Here is a 16,711-nt window from a genome sequence, read left to right as displayed (position 1 = left end):
CAGAATCGAAGAGAAAGTCGCCTAAAAAATGTTTATTACTCTGTCAAATATTTAACAGTTGTATGAATTATGTGGATATTAGAGAAAACATCACTAAGTAGGTCATCAAAATAGGTAATGACAAGAGAAGTTATTCTGTTAATAAAGAGAATATCATGAATTGGGGTTTGAAAGTTGACATTAGGTTACCTGATAAACTAGTTTTTTAACTTTTATTTAATGGAAACGCAATAGCTATATATGTTAGCTGCAACAATAGCTAAACTAAAATATACACATTTTTATCTGTTGGTATAAAAATAGTTTATTTATTCGTGATCGCCTAAGTAAAAAAGTTAACAAGCTATCAACTTTCTCCTAATTTTAAAATCTAGTTATTTCATAAAGGCTTACACTAAAAATAAAATGTGTTATCGTTAAAAACAACTATTGTTAGAAGCAATTCATGCCATTACAAGCGAGACTTGGTTAGTTTGTAAATCATCTGTGTGCAACATGATTGAAGCAGCATACTCTATAAACTCGTTGCAAGAAAGCCGTCATAATAGTCGGGGTAGCGCTTACTTGTTCGCACCGATGGTTAACTTCAATGTGATGGCTGAAGTGGGAGATACTCCACCCTAATTGAATTTTGTTTAGACATAAACACTCAAAAAATCAACAATAATTACATTGTCTTACTAGACAGAAACTTTTTCTATTTTTTGAAACAGTCTAGACAGATGTAGTTCTGTTGGAAAATAGATTGTTTAACTGAATCATAGTAAAAGACTAAAAGAGCTTAATATAAACTAGCGTAAAGTAAAATTATTTTATTCTTATTTGCTTAATAAGCTTGCCAAAATTGCCCGATAAAACTCAGCTATTTTTACTAATTCGAAATTTCATATTTGAGATTTTTATTGTAATTTGCTGGTATTGTCTTATTAAACTAATTAGCATTAAAATTTAGTTAAGACTAACGCTTATTTATAGGCGTCGGGTAATTCAACAACATCTAAGTTAAATCATTACTTCTAGGACAAAACCAATAATATAGTTTTTCAACATTTACAAAGCTATCATTGAAGCAAGAATTTTGTAGCCATGAATAAAAAGCAATACTCTGCAAGATTGCAGCGCCTACAAGAAATTTTACTAACTACTTTATTAGGAGATATTCCTACAATTGCTCTGGGAGTAAAATTGCGAAACTTCGGATATCGTAGGATTTTAGCGCAAATAGGGAACTCAGTTTATATTCAAGATGGAGTTGAATTTATTGGAACTTCTTGTATTGAGATTGGCACAGATGTATATATTTTCAAAGGTGTGCGAATAGATGGCAGAGGACACCGAAATAATAAAATTTATTTAGGAAATAAAGTGGCAATTGAACGTAACGTTGATATTGGTTCTTTGAAAGATACATGTATACATATCGATGATGATACCTTCATCGGGACTGATGTCTGTATTGAAGGGCCAGGTGATATTAAAATCGGTAAAAAGTGTATTATTGCTGCTCACTCAGGAATATATGCCAACAATCATAATTTTGCAGATCCAATAGAGCCAATTAAAGAGCAAGGTGTTACTTCTAAGGGAATTGTGATTGAAGATGACTGTTGGCTAGGGCATGGAGTAACGGTATTAGATGGCGTCACAATTGGTAAAGGAAGTGTCATCGGTGCAGGAGCCGTCGTCAATAAAGATATTCCTCCCTTTTCCGTTGCTGTGGGTGTACCTGCACGAGTTGTTAAAAGCCGTATTAGTCAAGATTTGATATAACTACAGACAGAGAAACTCTAATACTCAACTAACTCAAAATTACTGGGTGAGGGCGGGGAATAAGGAGCCAGGAAAGGTTTTTCACTTAACCAAATTGGTATAGCAGGTTACTATAACTAATTCTTTATTCGCTAGCGATCGCCACAACGTGTCAAAACCTAATTTTATGCAAATTAAATTAAATGTGTTATCGTCTAGCAACGATGTTTGATCAGAAGCTAATTTGTTTTTAAACTAGGAAACTTCTGCCGTCAGTCAACGTCAAAATATTACCTAGTCGTAACTTCTTTATCAGGCATCAACAAATCAAACAAACCAGAGCGCTAGATAAGAGCCAAGCACGGAAACCCCAGGTTTGACTGCAATGTAGCTACCCTAGCTCACTCTTAGGCGCGATGAAAGGTTCTCCATTCTCATCAGAGTCCTCCAAAAAAGGGACAAGATTTGGGTAATATAAAGGAGCTATCTTTTCTGCATGGCAGATACCGAGAGAAAGCTTTTTTGTCATACCCCTTGGAGATATTTCTATGGTGACTTTAAAAATCGCTGTTTATATTGTTGTTGCCTTTTTTGTGACTATCTTCGTCTTCGGATTTTTGTCGAACGATCCAGCTCGTAACCCAGGCCGTCGGGATTTAGAGTAAAAAAACGACAAATAATCCGCGACTGCCGGAAGGCGGAAGATTCTAGACGCCTCGGACACTGCGTTACAGGGTAAAATCTCCGAAGTTCTGATGCCCTTAAAAAGCTGCTTACTCCGCGAGCAGTCCTTACCCTATTGAAGACACTACGCGAACGGATTCAACAGTCCCCTACGAAAGCAAACCTTTCTAGAGGAACGTTTTACCGCTCTGCGTCTACCGAACGACTACCTCGGAAGTGTCCGCAGTTTGTGGTAAGTGGCAGAAGTATTGATAGACTTCTCTATGCAACGCAGTGTTCTCCTTCGGGTAGCTTGCTGTAGCTAAGCAGAAGGCGAAAGTCGGAAGGCAAAATGTGAATTAATCCTTCCGGCTAATATTTGGCTCTTTGTTAGCTCGATTGTGCTAAAGTATGCTCCATCCAGTTCTGCCACCCGATCCGCCTCTTATCCTCGAACCTTTAGAACCTGCAAGTCATACATCAACTGCCAGTGATCCTAAGTTTTCTTCAGTTGTAGAGACTCAAACCCAAACTCAGGGAAACAAAGACAAATCCAAGCCGCAAAAAGATTTGCCTCAGTTAGCGAATGCAGGTAACACAGAAAGTTATCGACATTTGTCGACTCCTATCAACGCAACTCAAAATGATTTGGTAGTTGCCGAAACCCTATCTAAACCTAATACACCAGAAACCTTCCCACCAGAATTTTCTCCGATTAATGCTCCAAGCAATGCCGCCCTTTTAGGTCAACCGCAGGCAGTTGGTTATCCAATGCAGGAGGTTGCAGCCTCTAATTCCTATGAAGTCAGAAGCAGGGGAGCAGAAAGAAGTCTCGGCGGAGAGAGCAAGAAAGCGGAAGCGCCAGAACCCATAGATTCTATTACTCTCAAATCTCCATCACCTCAAGCCTCTACTTCCTTTCCTCTGCCTCTAGTTGACGCTAGTAACCCAGAAGCGCCTCAAGTGAATCCAAAGGTTACAAGCAGCAAGAATTTACTTCAGCCGCAGCCGCCACTCATACCTGAAAAATTACCTGAAAAATTAACTCAACAACCGCAAAGTGATAGTACGGCACAGCAGTCTCAGGGACAAATCAATTTCCCGGAATCTTCTAATGAGAACACACCAAGTTCTCAACCAGTACAAAATATTATAGAATTCAAGTCTCGCAGCCCGACAACCCAGCCGACAACGCCCAGGACGATAGAATTTCAGTCGGAAACCCAACAAAACCAACCACTAACGCCTGTAACGCCTGGAAATCCTACAAATCAGCCACAAGCTCAACCATCTGGTCAAACTCCGCCAGCTAACACACAGCCAGCAACACCGAGAGTTGTGGAAGTAACCTCAGATAGGCAAGAGTATGACGAGCAGCGACGAATCATTACTGCTATAGGGAAAGTAGTGGTGCGATTTGATGGGGCGGTGGTTAATGCTGATCGCTTACAAGTAAATTTAGATAACTTGATAGCTGCGGGCGAAGGTAACGTTGTCTTAACAAGAGGCGATCAGATACTTCAGGGACAACGCTTTACTTATAACTTTGTTCAAGATAGTGGCGAACTGTACAATGGCGGTGGCGAAATTTACGTACCGACAACACAAACAGATTTTGCTTTTTCATCCCCAGATGTAACGCCGAACAATGTACCAAGGCGATCGCCAAGCGAGACTATTAGAGCCAATCAGCCCCTTTCTGGTGTCAGTAGTTCTGGGGCTTTGAATCTTGCATTTGGTAGCCGGACGAACGCTAGCAACTTTCCGACACCAAAAACGGGGGGTATAATTAAGCGACTACGCTTTGAAGCTCAACGCATCGACTTCTATCCGCGAGGTTGGCAAGCCAGAAATGCGCGAATCACCAATGACCCTTTTTCGCCCCCTGAATTAGAAATACGTGCTGATAAAGTAACTCTGACGCGGGAAGCACCGTTGATCGACCGGATCACCACACAGCGACAGCGTTTGGTATTCGATCAAAATTTGACTATCCCAATTCCAGTCGATCAGCAGACGATTGACCGTCGGGAGCAGGAAGTTTCACCCGCGATCGTATCCCCTGGTTTTGATGGAGACGATCGCGGTGGTTTGTATATTGAGCGTGGCTTTAAACCGTTCAATACAGACCAAGTAAAATTTACTATTACACCCCAGTTTTTTATACAAAAAGCTGCCTTGGGAGGTGGGACGAGTGACTTAGCCTCACTCTTTGGTGTGACGTCGAAGTTGAATGCTATTTTGAGTCCAACGGCTGTAATCCAGGGTTCCGGGGAGTTAACCAGTTTTGACTTAAACAAAGTAGACGAGAACCTGCGGGGAAGTTTACGGTTGCGCCAGATATTAGGCGATCGCAATCCCCATATATTGAATCTGGAATATAGCTACCGCGATCGTCTTTATAATGGTACTCTTGGTTTTCAAACCGTCCAAAGTAGTCTTGGCGGCGTGATCACCTCTCCAGTGATTCCTTTAGGGCAGAGTGGCATTAACCTTACCTATCAAGCTGGCGCTCAATATATCAACGCCAACACTGATCGTCTAGACTTGCTAGAACCAATTCGCGAAAACAATCGCATCTCACTGGGCCGCTTCCAAGCCAGCGCCACTCTTGGTAAAGGCTTCTTGCTATGGCAGGGAAAACCATTAGCAGCAACTGCTACTGAGGGTTTACGATACACGCCAAACCCTGTAGTTCCTTACTTACAAGCATTCACTAGCCTTACGGGTACTAGCAATTATTACACCAATGGTGATAACCAAAGCACTTTAACTGCTACTGTTGGTTTGCTAGGACAGATTGGACATTTCTCTCGACCCTATTTTGACTACACCGCATTTAATGTGAGTTATTCCCAAGGTTTAAACAGTGGATTATCGCCCTTTCTATTTGATCGCTCTGTTGATAACAGAGTACTGAGTGCTGGAATTTCGCAACAAATCTACGGCCCGTTTCGCTTAGGTTTTCAAACCTCAGTTAACTTAGATACAGGCGAACAAAGTAGCACCGACTACTTTTTAGAATATAGCCGCCGCACCTATGGCATCACGTTGCGTTACAATCCAGTACTTGAATTAGGTGGTATCAGCATCCGAATTAGTGACTTTAACTGGAGTGGTGGTACTGATCCATTTTCTCAAGTTAAGCCAGTTGTGGGTGGTGTCGTAGAACAGGGAAATTAATGGAGGGCATGGGGCAGGGAGCAGGGGGCAGAGGGCAGTCATTAATTATTCTCCTTCATCCCTCTCATCTTCCCCACTCCTCCACTCCCCCACTCCCCCACTCTTCCATTTCTCATCTCGGCCGCCCCAAAGTAGTGATATAGAGAACAGCTTCATCACCAGGAATACCCAAAATTTCATTTACTTGATCATCAAAGAAGCCACCGATACCGCTGACGCCTAAATTCAGGCGAATTGCAGCTAAATTTAGCCGTTGCCCCAAATGACCTGAATCCATATGTAAATAACGGTAAACACGATCGCCATACTGTGCGATCGCTGATTTGAGATTGGCTGTATGAAACAGCACTGCTGCGGCATCCCGCCCTAATTCCTGTCCCAAGCAGAGAAAGTGTAACTCTCGCCGGAAATTTTTAAACCGAATTTGCCGCAATTCTTGAGCTTTGGGGGCGTAATAATAACAGCCTGCCTCCAATCCTTTGACCCCAGAGACAGCAATAAATGTTTCAATTAAATTCAAGTCAAAGTAGTCTGGAGAAATATCTAAACTTTGATCGATGTAATTTTGCGGTTGGTAGGTGAAATCGAGTAAGGCTTTGAGTTCATCGAAGGTTAAATCATCACCACTGTAGGCGCGGGTAGAACGTCGCTTGTAGATAGTGGTTTCCAGTTCTGACAAATTTTCTCCCCAGTACATAGGGGTTGTCGCGGTGGGAATTTTCAGACAGAAAGGAAAATTGTATTTATCCTCCAAAGATTTTTCTTGTTTGACAGTCGGTAAATTGAGCTTGCCAGTTACACCTACTTGAATTTGGGTGTGCTGATGAAAATACGTCAGCAGTTCCCCATCCGGGATTTGTGGATAATTAGTTTCAGTGGTAGAAGGTAAAGCAGTACATCCCAGCGGCAAATTTTGATTGATATCTAACAAGTCTGCCAAAGGTAAAATTGCGATCGCACCTTCTTGTTGTGGATCGACATAAAGCAAATCGTTTACCGCTTCATCAACAAAGCCGCCAATCAAATGTGGGCGATAATCAGTAATCGCCCCAGCTAATTCGATATTACCCAGCAGGTGTCCTGTATCTAGAAAAATCCGGCGATAAGCTCTATCTTCATAGCGCCATGCCGAACGATAGAAAACCGCAGTAATAATAATCGCTACTTGGGTATTTTCCAAAGCGGGATGCCAGAAACAGGCAGCTTGCAAACTTTGCCAAACATCACTTTCCCAAAAATGCATTAGGGAATGAGTCCGACATTGGTAGTTATATAGTCCAGGTGGTAATGACGATGTACCACGGGAAACTAGATATACCTCCGCAGGGTACAATCCACCCGCACTAGGAGCAGCTCTAAGATACACCGCACTACCCATAGAAGGCATTCTCGCCGTCATTCCATAGCTACGAAACAGCAACCGCGATAGTCTTTGCCACCATTGAGCATCTGGTTGATTAACAAATGCCTCTGGTTTTTCTTGAATGTAAGGTTTGAGATCAAAAGTAGAACCAATTTTGTACTCTTTGAAAGGCACTGGCTGCTTGGCCCAGTCTAACCTCTGATTTTTCGAGGCAAGGGTCTCAGGGTCATATTTAGTGCGCTCGTGGTAATGCTGAGCAATTGATTGGTGTAATTCTGGCATAGTACTTTCAATACTCGTGGGGCATTCTTTCTATGATCTTGGCATTCATTAGGGTCATTGTTTCGTGTTAATTAGTACAATCCTCAGACTAGCAAATTGGTAATGAGTAACTGAATAGGGGGAGGGGAAGAGTGGGGGAGTGGGGGAGTGGGAGAGTAGAAGATATCAAGTTTGAGCTTTAGAAGGCGAACTTTAAATTCTAACTGCCTCATCTTCCCTATCTCCCCCTCCCCCACTCCTCCTTTCGCAGTACCATATAATCGCCAAGCTATCTTTTCGTGGAATAATGCCTGTACGTCAAATATTATCAACGCCTGATATCCAACTTTCTTATTTAGAGTGGAACCAAGGTCAAAAGCCGCTACTCCTGTTACATGGCTTAGGTGACCACGCTCTTGTTTGGTCTAGCTTAGGAGATTACTTGGCGGCAGACTATCATATAGTTGCCCCGGATATGCGTGGACATGGCGAAAGTAGTAAACCCCAGAAGGATTATAGTTTTGCAAGTGCGATCGCAGACCTTGAATTACTCATGGAACATCTGGGATGGACTTTTGCTCATGTTGTGAGTCACTCGTGGACAGGCAAATTAGTTGCCATTTGGGCAAGACAAAACCCAAAGCTTTTGCGGAGCATGATTTTAATAGATCCGATATTCATTTGGAAAATGCCCAGCGTCTTCAGGCTAACTTTCCCGATGTTGTATCGCTTTTTACCTTTTCTCAAAAGCATGGGCCCCTTTGCCAGTTATGAAGAAGCCGAACAACAAGCACGGCAGTTAAAGCAATATCAAGGATGGAGTTCCTTGCAACAGCAAGTTTTCCAAGCAGGAATTGAACAAAAAGCTGATGGTAGTTGGGGTAGCAAATTTACTATTGCCGCCCGCGATGGAATTTTTGAAGAAGTAATGCAAGTACCTGGTTTTACCATCCCCCTTGAAACTCCTGCCCTTTTCATCCAGCCAGAACAAGGACTCAACCGCCAAGATTGGCAAATCCAACCTTACAAAACCTATCTCAAAAACTTACGTGTTTGCCAAGCTCCTGGCAATCACTGGCCCTTTTTGACGCAACCAGACGCATTTAACCAGACTGTAGCAGCTTTTTTAGTAGAACACAGTTGAGAAAAATCTCATGATTATTTAGACGGGATTATTAAATAGGAACAGAAGAATTAAGATGAGCGATGTTCCCTCTCGAGTACAGATAAACCGGTCATGAGTCTTTGTATCAATCCCGTTTGCCCTAAACCAAACAACCCCGATAATTATGAAAACCGCTTTTGTCAAAGTTGTGGTTCCCAGTTGGAATTGCTAGGAAGCTATCGAGTCATGCATTTGTTGAGTGACAAAACGGGGTTTAGCAAAGTTTATGAAGCATACGAGCAAGATACGCCTAAAGTCCTCAAAGTTCTGCAAGAGGATTTATCAAGCGACACTGAAGCTGTAGAACTATTTCAGCAAGAGGTAAGTATACTGGGACATCTAAACCATCCCGGAATTCCGAAAGCGGATAATTACTTTCAGTACCAAACCAGAAATGGTTTAGTGTTGCACTGCATGGTAATGGAAAAAATTGAGGGGCTTAACTTAGAGCAGTGGCTACAGCAGAATCATCCTATTTCCCAAGAAATGGCGATCGCGTGGTTGAGACAGTTGACAGAAATCTTAGATGTAGTGCATGGCAAAAAGTATATGCATCGAGATATTAAGCCATCTAACATCATCATCCGCTCTCCTCTTGCCAAAGTGCGTCAAATTGAGACAACTGACATGGCTTGGAGCGATATAGTATTAATTGACTTTGGTACTGCCAGAAAAATAACCAGAACCTGCGACGGAATGACAGCAATGATGTCATCTGGTTACAGCGCCCCCGAACAAATGAATGGTCAAGCTGTACCACAATCAGATTTGTTTGCTTTGGGACGCACCTTTGTATTTTTGTTGACGGGAAATCATCCCTTAGATATGTACAACATCCCCCGCAATTTGTTGGACTGGCACAATCATGCTACTCACATCTCACCCTTACTGTTGCATTTAATTGATAGGCTAATGGCTCCAGAGGTAGAAAAACGCCCTGCCAATGCCCACGAGATTTTGCAAGAGTTAGAAGAAATTGAACGCGAGCTAACAGGAAGTACCGCTGTAAATCTCAATAAAATTGAAATTTATAAACCTGAAAATTTAGCTTTATCTACAAGTGATAAAAAGGTTTTACCTGAACCTAAACAAGAAAAAGTACCAATTTTGGCATTTTTTACAGTAGTTTTAATATCATTAGGATTACTTGCTGTATTTGCTTTAGCAACGAGACCATCAAAATCTACTGTTATACCCAATTACGGACAGTCTCCAAACAGAAAAGGTAAAATTGATTATTTTGCTTATAAAGAAGGTAAAGATAGTCAAGGTAGGACAGCTAAATTTAATATTGCTGTTTTATCAGTAGAATATAAATGGCTTGTAAGCAGTAATTTTCAAATTCAATATAATGATCAAGTTATCAGTGTTGGCCTTTTAAAGTTAAATCTGGAGGAAGAAGGTATAGAGAAGTTAATGGATGAATCAAGTGAAATTATTTCTGTAGGCACAGCTTCTTGTAAAGGAAATTCAGAAGTTGAAGAACGTAAAGCACTTGAACGTTCTCAAGAAATACAAATTTTAGCAAAGAAATTATTTAGTAATACAGCCAGAATCAAAGGTTTTCGCTTATTAAATTTAGGTCAATTTCTGCGGAGTGATTGCCAAGCACCGCAGGATTTAACTGCATACCAGAGAAGTATTATAATTATTGGCGTTAAACAAAAAACAGCAGGTGTAATTCTCGATGAAGCTTTAAGAGATAGATTAGAGAATAAACCATTTGCTGATTTTAAGTTAAAAGATTATTCTTTAGGTTCAGTGGAAAATTTTAAAACAATTCCTAGCAACTTGTAGTATTTTACTATTTTTATCCTGAAGTTTATTAGCTTTTCCTGCCAAATAAAAGATAATTGGCGATGTCTACGACGGGCTACGCCTACGCACTCTGAGCAACTGTGTAAAATCAGCGATGTCTGGCTACAAGAAGCAGAGCTTCTACACACTTGTGATGATGGGGTAATACCAATTCTCTGAAATAAGGCTACAGATGAGATAATAAGATGAAACTAGATACAAAGATGAACAATGTCAGGGGTATATCAACTAGAAATTAAAGAGACTGTCGCAGAACTCAAAGATTTACTGGCAATACAAAAAACTGCGACGGCTAAAGAAAGAGTGCAGCTACTATATTTACTCAAAACAGGGCATGGTCAAACAATTTCTCAAACCGCAGAAATTATTGGTCGAAATCGAGTGACCCTACACAAGTGGATTCGACAGTACAAAGCAGGCGGTATTGAAGGACTATTAAAACAAAAATCTTCGCCAGGAAGACCAAGAACCATCCCAAACTGGGCAGAAAAAGCATTAGAGAAAAGATTGCAAGAACCACTTGGATTTAATGGTTATCAAGAAATTGTAGAGTGGCTAGAACAAAACTTGGGAGTCAATTCTTGCTACAAGACAGTTCACAAACTGGTTTATTACCGTTTGGAGTCATCGCCAAAAGTACCACGCCCCAAAAGCGTTGAACAAAAACAACCACAAGTAGAGGCATTTAAAAAAACCTTGCACACAACTTAGCAATGCTGTCTTGGTTTTGCTTAACAGTTTTATGCACAACGAAAACGATTCGTTTTTGGTGCGAGGACGAAACTCGAATTGGATTGAAAACAATCACAGGACGGAAAATCACAGGCAAGGGTGTCAAACCCGTTGGTGTACACCAGTGGCAGTTCAAAGCAACATATTTATATGGAATCATCGAACCACTGACTGGCGAAAGCTTTTTTTGGGAATTTTCACATCTTAATACTGACTGTTTTCAGATATTCCTCAATCTAATTTCTCAACATTTTACTGATTCAGTACTAATTATTCAACTGGATAATGGTGCCTTTCATAAAGCCAAACGTCTTCAAGTACCAGATAACATCATTTTATTATTTCAGCCTGCACATTCTCCCGAGTTAAACCCAATTGAGCAGGTTTGGCAATATATTAAGCGCCGACTGCGTTGGTTATTACCTAAAAAACTTGATGATTTACGTACTGCTCTCTACGCTGAAATTGGGAAATTAACCAAACAAATTATTGTATCTATTGCCCGAAGACAATATATTTTAGAGGCACTATCTGTAGCTAGCTTTTAGAGAATTGGTATAATTTATCAATAATATGCGATCAGAATTTCTCATCTGTGATAAATTGCTATAGCTAGAATATTTAAACCACTTGCTGCTACCAGTTAATGATTGTCAAAGTTGTTACCTTTGTTAATTCGCGATCGGTAGTTACTAAACTAGCTCCAACTTGAAGCGCAGTTGAAGCAATAATCGCATCTGGGAGTTTTAACCGATATTGCAACCGGATTTGAATAATCTGTTCGATTAATAAATTATTACTACCTACTAAGTTAATTACTTCTATACGCTTGAGAAATTGCTCAAATAGCTGGCGATCGCTTTCACTCAACTCAGAAAACGCTCACCTTTGATGATGAGGTTGATGTCGGCAATGTCTACGACGAGCAACTGTGTGAAATAAGCGATAAGCCTCCGGCTTAACGATACGCGTATCGCACTGTTGGTGATGGGTTAATGTGGCGATCGCACTCTTACCAAGTGTACCTAATCAGCGATGTCTACGACGGGCTATGCCTACGCATTTCTGATGGTGAGGTTAATTTAAATGATCGCTCTTGGAAAGTTTAAGAAAGGGTTAAGTTGAAATTAACTTGCTAAAGTTGCCTGGTGTAAGCACTCGAAAGTAAGCAAACTAAGGCTTAATACTGAAGCTGTCATGCATTCAAAAATGCAGTATTTAGGACATTTTCCAAAATACTGCATACAAGATTACGCATAGCGTCGGAGGCATTTGTGCCTGCATAGTAAGGAATTTTACTTATCTGTCAAGATAAATTAATGACAAAAAAATTGCTCTCTGCCAAGATAATTCCAGCCGTATTAAACTCAAGAAACTATCGTCTTTTTTTTATAGGACAAGGAATATCCAGAATTGGTACTTGGATGACGAATCTTGCTACTGTTTGGCTAGTTTATCAGTTAACACATTCAGCATTGATGCTAGGAATAGTAGGATTTATTAGTCAAATTCCTTGCTTTTTTTTGACTCCCTTTGCTGGGGTTATACTTGACCGATGCAATATTCATAAGCTTTTAATTCTAACTCAAAAACTAGCAATGTTTCAATCACTAATGCTAGCTACATTAACTCTAAGCAACTCAATTAATATTTGGTATATTATTGGTTTGAGTTTATTTCAAGGTTTAATTGACGCTTTTGATTCACCTGCTAGGGATACATTTATCAAAGATGTAGTAGATAAACAAGAAGATTTAACTAATGCAATTGCACTAAATTTTGTCCTTGTAACTGGGGCGCGATTAATTGGCCCTGCTGTTGCCGGTATTATTATTGTGAGTTTAGGAAGTGGTTACTGTTTTTTGGTTGATGGTATTAGTTACGTGGCTGTCATTCTTGCCTTATCAAACATAAAGCTTCAGACTCAGATGTTAGCTATCCAAAAGACTAATTTTTGGAAGCAATTTAAAGAAGGATTTTCATACACCTTCGCCAATGTTCATATTCGATCCATATTACAGATGTTGGCATTATTTAGTCTCTTTGCAATGCCTTATCCCACAATCGTGCCAATTTTTGCTAGTGAAATTTTACATGGTGATGCCAGCACTCTTGGTTTCCTAACAGCAGCAGCAGGTCTCGGAGCGCTATTTGGTGGAATTTATCTGAACATTCGTCCAATTGAACTTCATTCAGAAAAATTGATGGTGTTTGCTACGGCAATTTGTGGTATTGCGCTAATTGCTTTTGGTATATCTAATATACTCTGGTTTTCGCTGTTAATGTCATTAACTATTGGTTTTAGTGGCATTCTAGAAATTGCTTCTAGCAATACAACACTACAAACAATTGTTGAGAATGACAAACGTGGACGGGTAATGAGTTTATTTACAGTAACATTTGTAGGCATTCAACCTTTTGGTGATTTATTGACAGGTAGTTTAGCTCATAAAATTGGCGCTCCTAATACTTTAATTATCTGTGGTAGCTTTTGTCTTATGGGAGCATTTCTGTTTGCAAAACACTTTCCTATATCTAGCGAACTGCAAACATAGTGACTTGCTAGTATTACCCTGATAATTCATACCTTCATATCTCAAACTGTTGGTTGTAAAATTAAGCGATGTCTACGACGGGCTACGCCTACGCACTCTAAGCGCCTAATGCACCGGCTCATAAGATGGTGCGTTAGGCGAAAGCCGTAACACAGGCTATGCTTTAACTACGCTTTTACTTTGCCATTGCTATTCACACCAACAATCATTGACGGTGGCTCATTACTAACAATTGGCGATTCACCTCGCAATCCCTTGCGGCGTTGGTTTTTAGGAACTCCTCCCGCCATACCATACTCTACACTGCTTTTGCCATATTTAGCCCCAATGCCCATGAGTATGTGTTCTGTCATGTCTGCCAACTGCTGCTCTGTTTCTAACATTTCACGGTATATCTTATCTAGGTTAGAAAGCGCAGCGTTGTAGATATTTTCTTTATTTCGCATTGTCTCAATTAGGCTTGAGTAGGCAAATAAAGTGAGTCCATTACTCACATCTAAGTTTGGATCAATTGAACTGATACTGGCTGCACGACGTGCTGCTTTTTCTAGCACTTGGGAAGTTCTTTTTAGTCTAGCCATAAAATGTACCTTTTAATGCAGTTATTGATTTGATTATCAGTTCTCGAATTTACTGATTTAAGCTTCTTTACTTTAAAAAACTTCCGTATTGATCAGCCTGAGGAAATTCCTGCAAATCTCCATTAACTTTTATTACACTGGAAATCACTAATAAATCAGTAAATTACGCAAAAAAGAACCTAAACCCCAGTTTGAGAACGCAATATTAGCTTTTGCGTACTAAATATACTTAAATGAGAACTCAAACCCCAGTTTGAGAACTCAATATTAGCTTTTGCATACTAAATATACTCAAATGAGAACTCAAACCCCAGTTTGAGAACTCGATATTAGCTTTTGCATACTAAATATACTCAAATGAGAACTCAAACCCCAGTTTGAGAACTCGATATTAGCTTTTGCATACTAAATATACTCAAATGAGAACTCAAACCCCAGTTTGAGAACGTAAATCGCGTTATAAGAAGTTTTCAATTTATTACCCCTCGTGGGTATGGAAAAATTGAGCGCAGTTGGCAGTGCGATATCTTCTCTACGAGACGCTACGCGTAGCTTGCTTCCCCAAAAGGGTACGATGAGCTTCTCTACGAGACGCTGCGCGAACACCTACGCATCAGCTAGTTTACTACGAGCGATGTCTACGATGGGCTACGCCTACGCACTTCTGTTTAATGCAGAAGCAGTTGAGAGCCGTGAAAAGTTTGAGGAAGTTACTGGAAAAAATTTCAGCTTGAAGCGGTTCATTCGTCAACTCGTTGGGTTAGACAGAAATGCAGCAAAACAGGCATTTTCTCGATACCTTGAGGGCAATAATTTTAACGCCAATCAAATCCGATTCGTAGAATATATTGTAGATCACCTGACCCAAAATGGTGTGATTGATATAGGATTACTCTATTAACAACCCTTTACAGATTTGCATTACGAGGGATTAGATGGAGCTTTCGCCGCTGACGATGCTGATCAAATTGTCTCAATAGTACGTTCTTTCAATGAAACTATAGGAGATGAGTTTGGGGTTGCGTAAGTAGAGACTTGGCATTTTTGCCACAAATTGCTCAAATTTTAGAAGATATAGATGAAGTAGAAACTGAATATTAAAGGATATTAGCGTAGATTGAGATCCTTGTTTTATCAAAAATCGTACACCAAATCAAGCATACGATTTTTGATAAAATCAACTCAATTAGATAACTAGTTCGCTGGTGTAATGTTGATACAACTTCTATTTATTTCTGGCTAAGACTGTGGCTTTCCCCAGAACTCAGTTCTAATAAATCTGGTGTGGCAATAAAACCAAAGTAAATGGCGATCGCAGCAGTAATACCATGAAGCCAAATATCATTGCCAAAAATGGGGATAAGACCTAAAGTAGCCTGGGTAGGAGGAAAAAGCCCCATGAGGGTAAGCAACCCGTAGAATATGGCTAGCATTCCACTATAAAGACGGGCGCTACTTAATGAAACGGATGCCACTATACCCAAAACGCCTACAACAAGGTGAACAATATTGTGTAAGACGTTGACGGGGAACAATCCCAGCAGATCACCGTAGCCAGTTGTGAATGAAAGCCCAGCCACATCAGGTGTAGTTGCAGGCGCTGTTTTAAAAGCTGCAATAAATCCCATGACACCAACCACGGTAAAGATGATGCCAATAATGCGAGTAAAGTACTGTACTGGTTTCATAATTTAACTTCCTTATTCTTTAGAAGAAGAGACAATTTTTCAATCCCAAGGATTGACTAGCAATTTCTTTAAATTGCCAAGGCTATCTCTATACAACTTGAAATTTGCGGCTGTTTACTCCTACTAGAGTTCTATTTTGCTTCTACTTCCATCTTTAAACTGGGCGTGTAAACTTAGTATTGGTTAATACAATCCTCATTAACAATAGCTCCAGAAAAATCAAGTATTTTAATATGGGCGATCGCACTTCTGGTGATGGGGTTAATGTGAGCGATCGCACTGCTGATGATGAGGTGATATAGGCGATGTCTATGACGAGCTACCGCAGTTTTGATGATGGGGTTGATGTGGCGACGATCACCAGTCAATATCAATCAAACTGAGAAATAACAACCTCTTGATCGGGAAAACGCGCTATGATTGTCAGACTTCCGCCAAGAGATTTAATGTATCGAGAGAGCGTAGATATTTGAATATCTTCTTGATGCTCAATTTTTGAAAGCGCCGATTGTACCACTCCCATATTTTTCGCAACATCGCTTTGAGTATGTCCAAGGGACTCTCGAAGTTCAGAAAGTGTCAATTTGAGCAATGCAAGGTTTGCTTGCATCTCACTTTCTACTTGTTGTTCAGGAGTCATTTTTTTGCGAAGTTCATTAAATGGCTTGGTTTTCATAGGAACCCTTCTGTTTTTAATTCCTCTAAATGTTCGTCATACAACGTATCTACTTTTGGCACATTTTCCTCATACCAGCGATCGTCTCCTCCCTTGTTTCCTCCAAGAAGAAGAATGGCAACTCTCCTTGGATCAAAGGCATAGAGTATTCGGTAAGGTTCTCCTCTGTGCTGCACCCTAAACTCTCTCATGTGGGAATGACGATATCTTAACGGAAATATCACCTTTAACTCATATTATGGCTATATATGTGCATAGGCAAGTAAAGAAAGAATAT

The 16,711-nt window shown here is 40.3% G+C and carries 16 protein-coding genes and 1 pseudogene; 10 read left to right on the top strand and 7 right to left on the bottom strand.

Features of this window, described 5'->3' with window-relative positions; all coding sequences use genetic code 11:
* Window positions 1–429 precede the first annotated feature (429 nt).
* From WKK05_RS19315 to WKK05_RS19300, 4 genes are all read left to right on the top strand, one after another.
* Complete coding sequence (locus WKK05_RS19315; RefSeq protein WP_341531291.1) at window positions 430–624, top strand: hypothetical protein; 195 nt, start codon at window positions 430–432, stop codon at window positions 622–624.
* A 462-nt stretch (window positions 625–1,086) separates the two neighbouring features.
* A complete protein-coding gene (locus WKK05_RS19310; RefSeq protein WP_341524721.1) occupies window positions 1,087–1,770 on the top strand; it encodes an acyltransferase in 684 nt (227 codons plus the stop codon).
* A gap of 527 nt (window positions 1,771–2,297) precedes the next feature.
* Window positions 2,298–2,414, top strand: coding sequence for a photosystem II reaction center protein I (locus tag WKK05_RS19305; protein ID WP_190730213.1), 117 nt, complete (start codon window positions 2,298–2,300; stop codon window positions 2,412–2,414).
* Between the two features lie 409 nt (window positions 2,415–2,823).
* Window positions 2,824–5,595 carry a DUF3769 domain-containing protein gene (locus WKK05_RS19300; protein ID WP_341524720.1) on the top strand — a complete coding sequence of 924 codons (2,772 nt, stop codon included), beginning with the start codon at window positions 2,824–2,826 and terminating at the stop codon, window positions 5,593–5,595.
* Window positions 5,596–5,707: 112 nt separating this feature from the next.
* Here the strand turns inward: WKK05_RS19300 and WKK05_RS19295 are convergent, their stop codons facing one another.
* Window positions 5,708–7,240 (bottom strand): SagB/ThcOx family dehydrogenase, encoded by a 1,533-nt coding sequence (locus WKK05_RS19295; protein WP_341524719.1) that lies wholly within the window; start codon window positions 7,238–7,240, stop codon window positions 5,708–5,710.
* 286 nt (window positions 7,241–7,526) lie between these two features.
* Here WKK05_RS19295 and WKK05_RS19290 point away from each other — a divergent pair, with 286 nt between their 5' ends.
* The 4 genes from WKK05_RS19290 to WKK05_RS19275 all read left to right on the top strand — a co-directional run bounded on the left by WKK05_RS19290 (window position 7,527) and on the right by WKK05_RS19275 (window position 11,482).
* Window positions 7,527–8,363, top strand: coding sequence for an alpha/beta hydrolase (locus WKK05_RS19290; protein WP_341524718.1), 837 nt, complete (start codon window positions 7,527–7,529; stop codon window positions 8,361–8,363).
* Between the two features lie 93 nt (window positions 8,364–8,456).
* Window positions 8,457–10,181 carry a serine/threonine-protein kinase gene (locus WKK05_RS19285; protein WP_341524717.1) on the top strand — a complete coding sequence of 575 codons (1,725 nt, stop codon included), beginning with the start codon at window positions 8,457–8,459 and terminating at the stop codon, window positions 10,179–10,181.
* A gap of 231 nt (window positions 10,182–10,412) precedes the next feature.
* Window positions 10,413–10,913, top strand: a complete 501-nt coding sequence (locus WKK05_RS19280) for a helix-turn-helix domain-containing protein (RefSeq protein WP_341524716.1) — start codon at window positions 10,413–10,415, stop codon at window positions 10,911–10,913.
* 2 nt (window positions 10,914–10,915) lie between these two features.
* Complete coding sequence (locus WKK05_RS19275) at window positions 10,916–11,482, top strand: IS630 family transposase (RefSeq protein ID WP_341524715.1); 567 nt, start codon at window positions 10,916–10,918, stop codon at window positions 11,480–11,482.
* 88 nt (window positions 11,483–11,570) lie between these two features.
* Here WKK05_RS19275 and WKK05_RS19270 read toward each other — a convergent pair whose 3' ends face one another.
* Entirely contained in the window at window positions 11,571–11,804 is a 234-nt protein-coding gene (locus tag WKK05_RS19270) for a PIN domain-containing protein (protein WP_341524714.1), read from the bottom strand.
* Window positions 11,805–12,253: 449 nt separating this feature from the next.
* Between WKK05_RS19270 and WKK05_RS19265 the strand changes: the two genes are divergently transcribed.
* Entirely contained in the window at window positions 12,254–13,489 is a 1,236-nt protein-coding gene (locus WKK05_RS19265) for an MFS transporter (protein ID WP_341524713.1), read from the top strand.
* A 167-nt stretch (window positions 13,490–13,656) separates the two neighbouring features.
* On the opposite strand, the gene WKK05_RS19260 is transcribed toward WKK05_RS19265, so the two are convergent.
* On the bottom strand, window positions 13,657–14,070 hold the full coding sequence (locus WKK05_RS19260; RefSeq protein ID WP_341524712.1) for a hypothetical protein: 414 nt from the start codon (window positions 14,068–14,070) through the stop codon (window positions 13,657–13,659).
* A gap of 493 nt (window positions 14,071–14,563) precedes the next feature.
* Between WKK05_RS19260 and WKK05_RS19255 the strand changes: the two genes are divergently transcribed.
* Complete coding sequence (locus tag WKK05_RS19255) at window positions 14,564–14,971, top strand: type I restriction-modification enzyme R subunit C-terminal domain-containing protein (RefSeq protein ID WP_341524711.1); 408 nt, start codon at window positions 14,564–14,566, stop codon at window positions 14,969–14,971.
* Between the two features lie 328 nt (window positions 14,972–15,299).
* Here WKK05_RS19255 and WKK05_RS19250 read toward each other — a convergent pair whose 3' ends face one another.
* The 4 genes and pseudogenes from WKK05_RS19250 to WKK05_RS19235 form a co-directional block, all read right to left on the bottom strand.
* Window positions 15,300–15,758, bottom strand: coding sequence for a DUF4383 domain-containing protein (locus tag WKK05_RS19250; RefSeq protein WP_341524710.1), 459 nt, complete (start codon window positions 15,756–15,758; stop codon window positions 15,300–15,302).
* A 173-nt stretch (window positions 15,759–15,931) separates the two neighbouring features.
* Window positions 15,932–16,126, bottom strand: a complete 195-nt coding sequence (locus WKK05_RS19245; protein WP_341524709.1) for a hypothetical protein — start codon at window positions 16,124–16,126, stop codon at window positions 15,932–15,934.
* Window positions 16,127–16,128: 2 nt separating this feature from the next.
* Window positions 16,129–16,434, bottom strand: a complete 306-nt coding sequence (locus tag WKK05_RS19240) for a helix-turn-helix transcriptional regulator (protein WP_322738879.1) — start codon at window positions 16,432–16,434, stop codon at window positions 16,129–16,131.
* Window positions 16,431–16,637, bottom strand: a pseudogene (locus tag WKK05_RS19235) (type II toxin-antitoxin system RelE/ParE family toxin); the annotation flags it as partial. The gene WKK05_RS19240 and the pseudogene WKK05_RS19235, both read right to left, overlap by 4 nt.
* Window positions 16,638–16,711: the final 74 nt, after the last annotated feature.

It is taken from the genome of Nostoc sp. UHCC 0302, from assembly GCF_038096175.1.
GTDB lineage: Bacteria > Cyanobacteriota > Cyanobacteriia > Cyanobacteriales > Nostocaceae > UHCC-0302.
This window is presented reverse-complemented; position numbering and strand designations above follow the sequence as displayed.